This window comes from Opitutus sp. ER46 (genome assembly GCF_003054705.1).
In the GTDB taxonomy this organism is placed as follows: Bacteria; Verrucomicrobiota; Verrucomicrobiia; order Opitutales; family Opitutaceae; genus ER46.
Genome location: NZ_QAYX01000021.1, coordinates 47099 through 59758, shown reverse-complemented (window position 1 = coordinate 59758; position 12660 = coordinate 47099). Strand labels below are relative to the sequence as shown.

11 protein-coding genes are annotated in these 12660 nt (G+C 69.8%); 4 read left to right on the top strand and 7 right to left on the bottom strand.

Going from position 1 to position 12660, the window contains the following annotated elements:
* Nucleotides 1–130: 130 nt before the first annotated feature.
* The 3 genes from prpB (at nucleotide 131) to DB354_RS08755 (ending at nucleotide 3857) form a co-directional block, all read left to right on the top strand.
* Complete coding sequence (prpB, locus tag DB354_RS08765; RefSeq protein ID WP_107835080.1) at nucleotides 131–1015, top strand: methylisocitrate lyase; 885 nt, start codon at nucleotides 131–133, stop codon at nucleotides 1013–1015.
* Nucleotides 1016–1163: 148 nt separating this feature from the next.
* The gene (prpC, locus tag DB354_RS08760; protein ID WP_107835079.1) at nucleotides 1164–2330 is read left to right on the top strand and encodes a 2-methylcitrate synthase; all 1167 of its coding nucleotides are present in this window, start codon (nucleotides 1164–1166) and stop codon (nucleotides 2328–2330) included.
* 51 nt (nucleotides 2331–2381) lie between these two features.
* A complete protein-coding gene (locus DB354_RS08755; protein ID WP_107835078.1) occupies nucleotides 2382–3857 on the top strand; it encodes a bifunctional 2-methylcitrate dehydratase/aconitate hydratase in 1476 nt (491 codons plus the stop codon).
* A gap of 461 nt (nucleotides 3858–4318) precedes the next feature.
* Here DB354_RS08755 and asnS read toward each other — a convergent pair whose 3' ends face one another.
* Nucleotides 4319–5704, bottom strand: a complete 1386-nt coding sequence (gene asnS / locus DB354_RS08750) for an asparagine--tRNA ligase (protein WP_107835077.1) — start codon at nucleotides 5702–5704, stop codon at nucleotides 4319–4321.
* Between the two features lie 224 nt (nucleotides 5705–5928).
* Here asnS and DB354_RS22895 point away from each other — a divergent pair, with 224 nt between their 5' ends.
* Entirely contained in the window at nucleotides 5929–6390 is a 462-nt protein-coding gene (locus DB354_RS22895) for a YXWGXW repeat-containing protein (RefSeq protein WP_107835076.1), read from the top strand.
* Nucleotides 6391–6462: 72 nt separating this feature from the next.
* Here the strand turns inward: DB354_RS22895 and DB354_RS08740 are convergent, their stop codons facing one another.
* From DB354_RS08740 to DB354_RS08715, 6 genes are all read right to left on the bottom strand, one after another.
* A complete protein-coding gene (locus DB354_RS08740; protein ID WP_107835075.1) occupies nucleotides 6463–7683 on the bottom strand; it encodes an ABC transporter permease in 1221 nt (406 codons plus the stop codon).
* Complete coding sequence (locus tag DB354_RS08735) at nucleotides 7680–8888, bottom strand: ABC transporter permease (protein WP_107835074.1); 1209 nt, start codon at nucleotides 8886–8888, stop codon at nucleotides 7680–7682. The genes DB354_RS08740 and DB354_RS08735 overlap by 4 nt, the downstream gene beginning before the upstream one ends.
* Nucleotides 8885–9589 (bottom strand): ABC transporter ATP-binding protein, encoded by a 705-nt coding sequence (locus DB354_RS08730; RefSeq protein WP_107835073.1) that lies wholly within the window; start codon nucleotides 9587–9589, stop codon nucleotides 8885–8887. The genes DB354_RS08735 and DB354_RS08730 overlap by 4 nt, the downstream gene beginning before the upstream one ends.
* A complete protein-coding gene (locus DB354_RS08725; RefSeq protein ID WP_107835072.1) occupies nucleotides 9582–10658 on the bottom strand; it encodes an efflux RND transporter periplasmic adaptor subunit in 1077 nt (358 codons plus the stop codon). The genes DB354_RS08730 and DB354_RS08725 overlap by 8 nt, the downstream gene beginning before the upstream one ends.
* A gap of 398 nt (nucleotides 10659–11056) precedes the next feature.
* Complete coding sequence (locus DB354_RS08720) at nucleotides 11057–11689, bottom strand: hypothetical protein (protein WP_107835071.1); 633 nt, start codon at nucleotides 11687–11689, stop codon at nucleotides 11057–11059.
* A 212-nt stretch (nucleotides 11690–11901) separates the two neighbouring features.
* Nucleotides 11902–12522 carry a riboflavin synthase subunit alpha gene (locus DB354_RS08715; RefSeq protein ID WP_107835070.1) on the bottom strand — a complete coding sequence of 207 codons (621 nt, stop codon included), beginning with the start codon at nucleotides 12520–12522 and terminating at the stop codon, nucleotides 11902–11904.
* Nucleotides 12523–12660: the final 138 nt, after the last annotated feature.

Genomic DNA, 12660 nt, shown 5'->3' with positions numbered 1-12660 from the left:
GGCGTTTTCAATCCCCCGACTTGGCACGCGCGCGGATCGCGCTTTCCTGCCCTCTGCACGCCTCGCCCGGTACCCCGCCTCGGTCAGGCCCCTTCCACCGTCTCTTCACCGCCACTCGCGGTCAGGCCCCATGCTAAATCTCACCACCCCCGGCGCCCGCTTTCGCACTGCCCTCGCCACCGAGCAGCCGCTCCAGATCGCCGGCGCCATCAACGCCTACTCTGCCCTCCTCGCCCAGCGTGCCGGCTTCCGCGCCCTCTATCTCTCCGGCGCCGGCGTCGCCAACGCCTCGCTCGGCCTGCCCGACCTCGGCCTCACCACGCTCGACGACGTCCTCACCGACGCCCGCCGCATCACCGGCCGCGTCGACCTGCCGTTGCTCGTCGACATCGACACCGGCTGGGGCGACGCCCCCGCGATCACCGATACAATCCGCGCCTGCGCCCGCGCCGGGATCGCCGCCGTCCACCTCGAGGACCAGGTCGCCGCCAAACGCTGCGGCCACCGCCCGGGCAAGGTCCTCGTCAGCACCGAGGAAATGATCGCCCGCGTCCGCGCCGCCCACGCCGCCCGCGCCGACTCCGACCTCGTGCTCATGGCGCGAACCGACGCCGCCGCGGTCGAGGGACTCGACGCCGCCATCGCCCGCGCCCAGGCCTACGTCGCCGCCGGGGCCGACATGCTCTTCGCCGAGGCGCTCACCTCCCTCGCCGAATACCAGGCTTTCACCACCGCCGTGCGCGTCCCGGTGCTCGCCAACCTCACCGAGTTCGGCAAGACGCCCACCTTCTCCCTCGAGGAACTGCGCGGCGCCGGCATCGCCATGGTGCTCTACCCGCTCTCCGCCTTCCGCGCCATGAGCGCCGCCGCCAGCGACGTGTACACTGCGATCCGCCGCGACGGCAACCAGCGGGCCGTGCTCGATCGCATGCAGCCGCGGACCGAGCTCTACGACGTCCTCGATTACCATCGGTACGAGCAGGAGCTCGACGCCAGTCGCTCGGAACGCGTCTGACTTTAGCCGGCGACGGAACGCCGGGCTCATCCTCGCGTCCGCGACGTCCGCGGCGAAAATTCGCGCGGAGCGCTGGCAACTCGCGCGCAACGTGGTTCGTTCCGCTACCCCTGCCAGCGGGTTTACCCAACCCAACGCCACATCCCCCATGAGCGCCCCACTCGCTCTTTCCGCGAAAAAATCCGTCGCGCTGTCCGGCATTCCCGCCGGCCACACCGCCATCTGCACCGTCGGGCCCAGCGGCCACGACCTCCAATACCGCGGCTACGCCATCGAGGATCTCACCCGCGACGCCTCCTTCGAGGAGGTCGCCCACCTGTTGATCCACGAGCGCCTGCCCAACCGGGCCGAACTCGAGGGTTACCGCGCCCGGCTCGCCCAACTGCGCTACCTGCCGCCCGCGGTGCGCACGATGCTCGAGCAACTCCCCGCCTCGACGCACCCGATGAACGTGATGCGCACCGGCTGCTCCGCGTTGGGCGCGATCGACCCGGAGCCCCGCGCCGCCGATGGCAGCGGTCCCAACAACGCCGCCATCGCCCGCGCCATCGGCGACCGGCTCATCGCGTGCTTCGCCTCGATGCTGCTCTACTGGCATCACTTCGCCACCACCGGCCGGCGCATCGAGGTTCGCACCGACGACCCGACCACCGCCGCGCATTTCCTCCACCTGCTCCACCAGCGTCGTCCGTCCGCCGAACACGTCCACGCCCTCGACCAGTCGCTCATTCTCTACGCCGAGCATGAGTTCAACGCCTCCACCTTCACCGCCCGCGTCATCGCCGGCACCGGCGCCGGCGTTTACTCCTGCGTCACCGGCGCCATCGGCGCCCTCCGCGGTCCCAAGCATGGCGGCGCCAACGAGGTCGCCCACGAGATCCAGCTGCGCTACCGCACGCCCGACGAGGCCGAGGCCGACATCCGCGCCCGCCTCGCCCGCAAGGAAATCGTCATCGGCTTCGGCCACCCGGTGTACACGCTCGTCGACCCGCGCAGCGCGCTCATCAAGGAGGTTGCCCGCGATCTCTGCACGCGCGCCGGCGACGCGAACTTCTTCGCCATCTGCGAACGCATCGAACAGGTCATGGCCGCCGAGAAACGCATGTTCCCCAACCTCGATTGGTACAGCGCCCCCGTGTACCATCAGCTCGGCGTCCCGACCGCCATGTTCACCCCGCTCTTCGTCATCGCCCGCACCGCCGGCTGGTGCGCCCACATCATCGAACAACGCCTCGACGGCAAAATCATCCGCCCCAGCGCCACCTACACCGGTCCGGAGGACGTCCCGTTCGCCCCGCTCAGCGCCCGGACCTAGTCTCGCCCGTCCGTCCGATCTCCCGTCCCCATCTTCACTCCGCTCCCCTCCGTGTCCGCTCCCGCCCTCAACGTTCGTCCTCCCCCCGACCCCCTCCTCGCCGAGCTCGCCGATTACGCGCTGGGCTCCGCGCCGCCCAGCGAGGAAGCCCTTGATACCGCGCGCTGGTGCCTCCTCGACACCCTCGCCTGCGGCATCCTCGCGCTCGCCTACCCGGCGTGCACCCGGCTGCTCGGGCCGATCGTACCCGGCGCGTCGCTCCCGCTCGGCGCCCGCGTCCCCGGCACCGACCACGTGCTCGATCCCATCCAGGCCGCCTTCAACATCGGCGCCGCCATCCGCTGGCTCGACTTCAACGACACGTGGCTCGCCGCCGAATGGGGCCATCCGTCCGACAACCTCGGCGGCATCCTCGCGGTCACCGACTGGCTTGCGCGCCACCGCCGCGCCGGCGAGCGCCCCGCCGCGTTCCACACCCCGCTGCCCGAGCGTCCCGCCCCGACCGTGCGCGACGTCCTCGTCGCCATGACCCGGGCCCACGAGATCCAGGGCGTCCTCGCCCTCGAGAATGCCTTCAACCGCGCCGGGCTCGATCACGTGCTGCTGGTCCGCGTCGCCACCACCGCCGTTGTCACCGCGCTCCTCGGCGGCACTCGCGAGCAGGTCATCGCCGCGCTTTCCCACGCCTGGATCGACGGCTCCGCCCTCCGCACTTACCGCCACGCGCCCAACACCGGCCCGCGCAAATCCTGGGCCGCGGGCGACGCCACCAGCCGCGGCGTCCACCTCGCCCTCATCGCACTCACTGGCGAGCTCGGTTACCCGTCCGCCCTCACCGCCAAGACTTGGGGCTTCGAGGACGCCTCCTTCCGCGGCCAGCCGGTGAAGCTCGGCCGTCCGCTCGGCAGCTACGTCATGGAGCACGTGCTCTTCAAAATCTCTTTCCCCGCCGAGTTCCACGCCCAGACCGCCGTCGAGGCCGCCCTGCAGCTGCACCCGCTCGTCCACCACCGGCTCGACCAGATTCAGCGCGTCGATATCACTACGCAGGAGTCCGCCGTCCGCATCATCGACAAGTCCGGCCCGCTGCATAATCCCGCCGACCGCGACCACTGCCTCCAATACATGACCGCCATCGGCCTGATCTTCGGCCAGCTCACCGCGGCACATTACGAGGACGCCTGCGCGCGCGACCCGCGCATCGACGCGCTCCGCAACGCCATGGTGGTCACCGAGGATCCCGCGTACACCCGCGACTACCTCGACCCCGCCAAGCGCTCGATCGCCAACGCCGTGCAGGTGTTCTTCCGCGACGGCACCGCCACCGAGAAGGTCGTCGTCGAATATCCGATCGGCCACCGTCGCCGCCGCGCCGAAGGCATCCCGCTCCTCATCCAGAAAGCGAAGTCCGCCTTCGCCGCCCATTTCGGCCCCGCCCGCGCCGCCGAACTCACCGCCCTCTTCGCCGACCGGAAAACACTAGAGTCCCTCCCCGTCGACGCCTTCGCCAAGCGGCTGACTGCCTGAGCCAGATGTCAGAAATCAGACGTCAGATGTCAGAATAGAAGCCCGGTGCGGGGCCTCACTCGTTCTCGAAATCGTTCTCGTTCTCTCAGACCGGCCGGCCGCCCCCCGGAAACGGCGTCCGCCAGGAGCCCAGGGGCCGAGCGTAACAATTATAATCACCCCGAGTCGGGACACTTACGGGATAATGTCCAGATACTCGGAATAATGTCCGGATACTGTCCGGAAGCGTCACGCGCCCGCCGCCGCGTGCTTAGGCCGCGCAGCGCGCTTCGTCCCTGTTCTCGTCCATTGCCCCGTCGTCGATTCCCGGCTAGCCGCCGAGCGTCGAGAACGAGAACGAGAACGAGAACGAGAACGAGAACGAGAACGCGCCAGCCAGCCAGTCCCAGCCGTCATCAGTGGCCGTCAGGGTTCTGACCTCTGACGTCTGACATCCGACATCTGGCCCCCGGCCTCCGGCCTCAGAACTCCGCCGTTCCCGGGGTGCGGGCAAAGGGGAGGACGTCGCGGATGTTACCCACGCCGGTCACGAACATCAGCATGCGCTCGAAGCCCATGCCGAAGCCGGCGTGCGGGACGCTGCCGTACTTCCGCAGGTCCAGGTACCACCAGTAGTCCTTCTCGCTGAGTTTATGGTGGGCCATGTTCTCGCGCAGCACGTCGAGCCGCTCCTCGCGCTGGCTGCCACCGATGATCTCGCCGATGCCGGGCACCAGCAGATCCATCGCGGCCACCGTCTTCCCGTCCTCATTCACGCGCATGTAGAACGGCTTTAGCGTGCGCGGGTAGTTGTAGACCGTCACCGGGCACTTGAAGTGCTCCTCGGCGAGGTAGCGCTCGTGCTCGCTCTGCATGTTGTCGCCCCAGATCACCGGGTGGTCCCACTTGCGGCCGCTCTTGTTGAGAATGTCGATCGCCTCGGTGTACGAGCAGCGCTGGAAGGGCCGCTCGAGCACGAAGTCGAGCCGGCTCAGGAGCTCCTTGTCCACGAACTTGGAGAAGAACTCCAGGTCCGCCGCGCAGTGCTCCTTCGCATCGCGGATGAGGTACTTCACGAAGTCCTCCGCCAGCGCCATGTCGCCCTGCAGGTCGCAGAACGCCATCTCGGGCTCGATCATCCAGAACTCGGCCGCATGCCGCGAGGTGTTGGAGTTCTCCGCGCGGAAGGTCGGGCCAAACGTGTACACGTTCGACAGCGCACAGGCGAAGACCTCCGCCTCGAGCTGACCGCTCACGGTCAGGTACGTCGGGCGCGCAAAGAAGTCTTGTTTGTAGTCGATCGCGCCCTCCGGCGTCTTCGGCGGATTCTTCGGATCGAGCGTGGACACCCGGAACATCTCGCCGGCGCCTTCGCAGTCGCTCGCCGTCACGATCGGCGTGTGCACGTAGAAGAAGCTGCGCGACTGGAAAAACTGGTGCACCGCGTACGCCAGCCGGCTCCGCACCCGGAACACCGCGCCGAACAGGTTCGACCGCGGACGCAGGTGCGCGATCTCGCGCAGGAACTCCAACGTGTGCCCCTTCTTTTGCAGCGGATACGTGGCATCGGCCTCGCCCACCACCGTGAAGCTGTCCGCCACCACTTCCCACTTCTGCCCCTGGCCTTGGGAGGCGACGAGTTTGCCTTGGATGCGAATCGACGCGCCGGTGGTCACCTTGTCGATGTGCGCGTAGTCGGGCAGCGAGGCATTGGCGATGACCTGGATGCCTTTGAACGATGAGCCGTCGTTCAGCTCGATGAAGGAGAAGGCCTTGGCGTCGCGCCGCGTGCGGACCCAGCCTTCGAGCACGATGGCGTCGCTCGGCGCGGTCGCATTCAGGGCGTCTTTGACGAGAGTGCGTTGCATGGAGTTTTTGGGGGCTGAACGAAGCCATCGGCGCGCCCTTAGGCAACGCTCTTCGTGCCCGCCCCGGCGCGCGTCCCCTCCCCCAAAATGGCGCAGCCATTTTGCTAAGCCGCCTGCGGACCCAGGTCCGCAGGCGGCTCGCAGGCGGCTCTAGGGCGCACAACCCATGTTGGCTAAACAGCTGGACGCGAACCCCGGCCGATTTCGGGAGTCTGCGGGCTGCCATGAAACGCATATCCCTCCCCCACGCTGTGCCGCGCGCCGGCTCGATCGGTGCGCTGATTGCCTGCGGCGCCGCCGGCCTGCTGTTGGCCGGCTGTGCGACCGAACCCGACTCCACGCTGGTGTCCGCGCCCCCGCCGCCCCCACCCGCCGCGGCTCCGGCCACCGTCTACACGACGACTCCAACCTATCCCGCCGCCGCCGTCGCCACCGTGCCCAATCCCACCGGCGGCAGCTCCATCGTGGTGATGCAACAACCGCCCGTCGCCCAGCAGGAAATCCCCACCGCCCGGCCGTCGTCCGACCACGTATGGGTCCCCGGCTACTGGTCCTGGCGCGTCGACCACTATGAGTGGACCGCCGGCCACTGGGAAATCCCGCCGCGCTCGGGCGCCGTGTGGGTCCCGCCGCGGTGGCAGCCGGAAAGCGGCGCGTGGCGCTTCTACGAGGGCTACTGGGAATAATTCCCGCCTCCCCCGCCCAGCCATAGGCGATGCGCAGCGGTAAGTTGGAAGCTCTCTCCGGGAGCCTCCCGCTTACCGCTTTGTCAGTGCCTCGATCGGCGGGATGCGCGCCGCCGCCCGCGCCGGGAGTACGCCGCACCCGAGTCCGATCCCAAGCGCCATCAGCAGCGCCCCGATCACCGCGCCGGTCGGCACGCTCATCGGCCACGAAGCCGTCAACGCGATCAGCGCGCACGCGCCGCCGCCGAGGATAGCGCCGGCCAGCCACCCGGCCACCGCCAGCAGTGCCGCCTCGATCAGAAACTGCCACAGGATGTCCTTCGGCTCCGCCCCGATCGCGATCCGCAGCCCGATCTCGCTCGTGCGTTCCCGCACCGCCACGAACATCAACGCGAGCACGCCCACCCCGCCCACCGCCAGCGCCAGCGCCGCCAGGCCCGCGCCGTACTTGCTCAACGCCGCGGTCATCTCCTGCTGAAACGCCCGCGTGCGCGCCGTGTTCTGCACCGCAAAATCGTCGGGCTGCTTCGCGTCCGCCCGCCCGTGCCGGCGGCGCAGCAGCGCGCCGACCTTTTCCTCCGCCTCCGCCAACCGCGCCGGCTCAGTGACGCCGACATAGGTGGACGTCAGCCCGCGCGCATTGAACACGCGGCGCAGCGCGGTCCGCAGCGGCACCAACACGAGTTGATCCTGGTCCGCGCCGTCCGCAGTCGTCCCTTTCGCCCGCAATACGCCGACAATCTCAAAGGGCACTCCGCGCACGCGCAGTTCCCCGCCCAGCGCTCCGCCGCGGGGAAAGAACTGCTGCGCGAGCGCCGCACCCAGCACCGCCACGCGCGCCGCGCGTTGCTCGTCGTCCGCCGTCAGGCCCCGCCCCGCGGCGAGTTCGTACCGCCGGAGCTCCAGATACTCGGGCGTCGTGCCGCGCACCTTCACCCGGCTCGCGCTCCCGCCCACTTTCACCCGCAGCGTGTCCTCGATCGCGGGCGCGACCGCGCGCACGAGCCGCAACTGCGCCAGCGCGGCCGCATCCTCCGGGCGCAACGTCTGCGCCAGGCCCGTGATCTCCCGCCGCGCCACCCGCCGGGGCATGGGCAGCGGTTTCACCAGCAGGAGATCCGTGCCCATCGCCTCGACAGTGCGCGCGACTTCAGCCTCCGCGCCGCCGCCGATCGCCCGCGAGACCACGAACGCAGCCACGCCAACGGCCACTCCCGCCGCCGCCAGCGTGGTGCGCAGCGGGTGGGTCAGGAGCGGCCGCAGCGCGGAGGTGATGCGCCGGCGGAATCTCATCGCAACGCGTCCACGGGCAGCAGCCGGGCCGCGCGCCGCGCCGGGAGCACGCCCGCCAGGAGACCCGTGAGCAGCGCCAGCGCGAGCCCCGCGAGCACCGCCCACCAGGTGAACACCGGGCCGAACTTCAGGTGCGCCGCGAGCAACTGCGCCGCGCCCGCGCCGACGATCGTCCCGAGCACGCCGCCGCCGACCATGGTGATCGCGCATTCCGCCAGGAACTGGCGCGCGATGTCGCGCGGCTGCGCTCCGACCGCCCGGCGCAGTCCGATCTCGCCCACGCGCGCGTTCACCGCCCCGAGCATCAGCGCCGCGGCCACCACGCCGCCCACCAACAGGATCACGAGCGCCGCGAGCGGCAGGTAGAGCGTCACCAGCTTCTCCATTTTTCCGAGGAGCTGCCGGATCTCGAGCGGCGTGAGCAGCGTGAAATCATCCGGCTGCCCGGCGGTGAGCGCATGGCGCGCGCGCAGCCGCGAACGCACCTCGGCCGTGACGCCTTCCGGCGCCACGCCGTCGCGCAACCGCAGCTTGGCCACGCTGATCGTGTCCACGTTCGCGACCCGGCGCTGCAGCGTGGAGATCGGGACCACGATCTCGTTGTCCCGATCCATCCCGTGCAGGTCGGTGCCGAAACGTTCCAGCACGCCGATCACCGTGAACGGCACGCTGCCGATCATCACCTCGCCCTGCAGCGGATCGGTCGCGCCAAAGAGCTCGCGCGCCGCCGTCTCGCCGATCACCGCCACGCGCTCCAACCGCTTCACTTCGGCGGCGTCAAAGAAGCGGCCGCGCGCCGCCCGCCGCGACCACACCTCGGGCGAGCGCTCAGACTGACCCAGCACCCGCACGGTGGCGGACGCGCTCCCGCGCCGCACCGCGCCGACCACCACCTGCTGCGGATCCCACGCCACGACGCCCGGCAGGCCGTTCGCCACGGCGCCGAGGTCGTCGATCGTCAGCCGCGCCGCGTCGGCCCGCGGCCCGCTGATCAGCTGCATGCCGCCGGTGACCACCACGATCGAGGAGTCGCCAAAGATCTGGCGCACGGTCGTCAGCATCTTGCGGCGCGCGCCCTGCCCCGCCGTGAGCACGAAGGTGAGCGCCGCCACGCCGACCAAGCTGGCGAGCATGACGAACCCGCTGCGCAGGCGGTGCCGCCGCAGCGAGCCGAAGACATGGTGCAGGAAGGAGGCGGGTCTCATCGCGCACCTCCCGTCACCGCCGGCGCCGCCGCGCGCGCCGTATCCGACATCACCTTACCCGCGCCGAGGCGGATCACCCGCTGCGCGCGCGCCGCCACCGTCGCGTCATGCGTCACCAGCACGATCGTGCGGCCGGCGGCGTTGAGCGTCGCGAACAGGTCGAGAATCCCCTGTGCGGCCTGCGGGTCGAGATTGCCGGTCGGTTCGTCCGCCAGGAGCAGCTCCGGCTCGTTCACCAGCGCCCGCGCGATCGCCACGCGTTGCTGTTGCCCGCCCGATAGCTCGGCGGGCGCATGTTGGGTCCGGTCGCCGAGCCCGACGGCCTCGAGCGCCCGGCGGCCCGCGCCGGCGCGCGGCTCGCCGTCCGCGTACAGCAGCGGCAGCTCCACGTTCTCCAGCGCGCTCGTCCGCGGCAGCAGGTGAAACGCCTGGAAGACGAAGCCGAGGTGCCGGTTGCGAAACCGCGCCTGTTCGGCGACTCCCAGCTGCGCCAGCTCCTCGCCGTCGAAGCGATAGCGGCCGCTCGTCGGTCGATCGAGCGAGCCGAGGATATTCATCAGCGTGGACTTGCCGCAGCCGGACGCGCCGGTGATCGCGACAAATTCGCCGCGCGCGATGCGCAACGACACGCCGTCGAGCGCCTGGACGGTCCCGCCGTCAGGTCGGCGATACGTTTTTCTGATCTCGTGTAGGTCAATCATGGTTCGGTTTCTCCAAAGTGCTCGCGAGCACGCGCTCGCCCTCCTGCAACCCGGTCGTGATCTCCACGTACTCCGCATCCCGGGCGCCCACGCCGATTGTCCGCGGCTCCGTGGTGCCATCGGCGCGCACGACCTGGACGAATGCCTGCTCGCCATTCCAGCCGACGGCTCGCGCCGGCAGGGCGAGGGCGTTCGCCCGTCCGGTGATGGTCACGCGCACGGTCGCGGTCATCTCGGGCCGGAGCACGCGCCCCGCCGGCGGCTCGAAGCGCACCACCGTGATGTAGTTCACGACGTTGTCCCGGATCTCCGCCTTGGGGTAGATCGCCGTCACCACCCCGGCGAACTCCTCCTCGCCGTACGTATCGACCGTGAACCGTGCCGTCTGGCCGAGCTGGATACGCCCGATGTCGGTCTCGTCGACATAGGCCCACACTTCGAGGCGCGAGAGATCGATCAGCGTCACGAACGTCGGCGCCGCGAGGCTCGCGGACACCGTTTCGCCCTCCTGCGTCGCCACCGACGCCACCACCCCGCTGATCGGCGCGACGATCCGGGCGTAATCGACCTGCGTCGCCGCGTAGGCCAGCGACGCGCGCGCCACCGCCACCTGCTGGCGGGCCACCGCACCCGCGCGCTCCGCCACCTCCAGGTCGTCGGCCGAAACCGCCTGCGCCGCCCGCAGCGTCCGGTGGCGCTGCAGCGTCGCGTCCGCATAGCGCAGCTCGGCCAGCGCCCGCTCGAGCGTCGCCTCGGCCTCATGGCGGCGCGCCACCAGGTCCCGCACATCGAGCTCCGCCAGCAACTGGCCCGCGGTCACCGCGTCACCGACCTGGACGTACAAGCGGTTGACGACGCCGGACAGCCGCGAGCCGACGCGCACCTCGGCGCCCACGCGCGGCTTGATCACGCCGGTCGCCTTCACCGTCAGCCCGAGGTCACGGCGCGCCACGATCACCGTCTCCACGCCGGAGGACGCAGCCGGCTCGACCGGCCGCGCACCGAAGTGCAGGAGGCAGACGCCGCCGGCGAGGCCGACGAGCAGTAACCCGGCCAGGAGCTTCTTCATGGCCGGGCCGCGATCGACCGACCGCGGGAGAAATTGGGGCAGGACAGGCAACGCATCCCGCGACCCTGCCCCGTGAAGCCATAGACGGGTCTAGGGCAAAAACGCGCGCCGCGTCGGCGGCCCCGTTCGCACCTCCAGCCGGCGGCAGGGCCGTCGCGTTCGCCCCGGCGTCAGGGGTCAAGGCACCCGAATGGCCCAGGTAGGCGCCCCGACCGCTGACAGCCGAAACCGAGATAACACGCCAAATTTGGCGTGTTATCGGGGATAATGCGCCAGATTTGGCGTGTTATCTCGGCTGCCGAAGGAGTCCGGCGGCGACGGGTATGCCCCGCTTTTCGAAGCCAATGCGGCTGGCGCCTCCGGCGCTGGCACTCAGTCGCGTCGTGCGCCGTGGCGCCCTATCCCACGCCGTACGGCGGAAACAGCTCCTCGGCGGAGCGGGCGAAATCCCGGTGGATTTGGTCCACCAAGAACGGGATCCAGTCGCCGTCGCCAAACGACAGCCGCGGCCCGAATTGGTGGGAATTCCACCACCGGCAGTACGCGATCTGTCCGGCGGGGGAGATAACGAACACGTGCAGCGCCGCAACGTTGCCGCGGTTCACCCAGACTTCAGCAAACACCCGGTGGCCGGGCTCAGCCGGCTGGCGGGCTACAAACGCGGCATATTCGCGGGCCCGCGCCCACGCATAGCGCAATTGGTTGTGGCCCAGCTCGGCCGGCGCGACGTCCGGCGCTTCCGCCAAGCAGGTCACGCGCCGGTGCAGCGCGGTCGCCACCCCGCGGGCACAGGGCCGGGCCAGGTCGGCACGCCACCGCGGCGGCGCGCTCTGCTTCACGACCAGCACCGGCAGCGCGAGCAACGGTTCCGTCGCCGCCTCCCCCTTGAGCTGGCGGTACGCCTGGCGACACTTCGCCAGTTCCGCCTCCGAAGGACTGCCCCAGGCGCGGGCAAACGGATACCAGAAGATTTCGCCTCCGGCGCGCGCGAGAGACGTCAGGCCGCCGAGGCAGCCCGTCACGAGAAGCACGCGCCAGATCGTAGAAAACGCCGGGCGAAGCCGGTGGGGTGGACGGCGAGCCGGAGCCGCGCCGATCGCTGGATCACAAACGGGCGGATTCACGTCGCAGTGTAGCAACGAACCGCCCGTGCGCAAAAAGTGATTCGCCGGGCCCCCCGCCCACTATTTCAGCCGCCCCAGCTCGGCCCCTCAGTCCCTCATTCCCCTACTCCCTCATTCCCTCACGCCCCCTTCACCGCCGCCATGGCGGCGAAGATGGTGTCGACGATCACCTGGGTCTGACGGTCGATCTCGAAGTTCACGCGGTCTCCGACCTTGGCCTCGCCGAACGTCGTGAGGCGCAGGGTCTCGGGAATCAGGTACACCCGGAACCGGCCCGTCGCCTTGTCGAGGTCGCAGACCGTAAGGCTGCAGCCGTTGAGCGAAATGAAGCCCTTGTTGAAGACGTAGCGCGTGTAGTCGGGCGGAATCTGGAACGTCAGCACGCAGTTGTTCTCCGGCCGCTCCAGCGCGACGATCTCCAGCATCCCGTCGACGTGGCCGCTGGTCGGGTGGCCGCCAATCTCCACCCCGGTCTTCGCCGAGCGCTCGACATTGATCCGGCTGCCGACCTCGAGCTGACCGAGCGTGGTGCGCTTGAGAGTCTCCGCCGCCGCGTCGAAGTGCGCGCGCGTGCCCTCGAGCTTCGTCACCGTCATGCAGACGCCGTTGAGGCTTACGCTCGCGCCAATCGCGAGGCCTTCGAGATGCCGCGCGTCGAGCTCCACCGCAAAGGACGCCAGGCCGGGCTTCCGGGTGAGCGAGGCAATGGGAAATACGCCAGTGACGATGCCGGTGAACATGAGGCCCACACGCTAAACGGTCCGCCATCCGCCGCACAAGCGGCCGCTTTTCGCCCGCGCCAGTTTTCCGGCCAGCCCCGCCGCCGCCTGTTTTCCACCCGCCAGTGGCCGCGCCACTTTCCTTTCGCTCACTTCCAC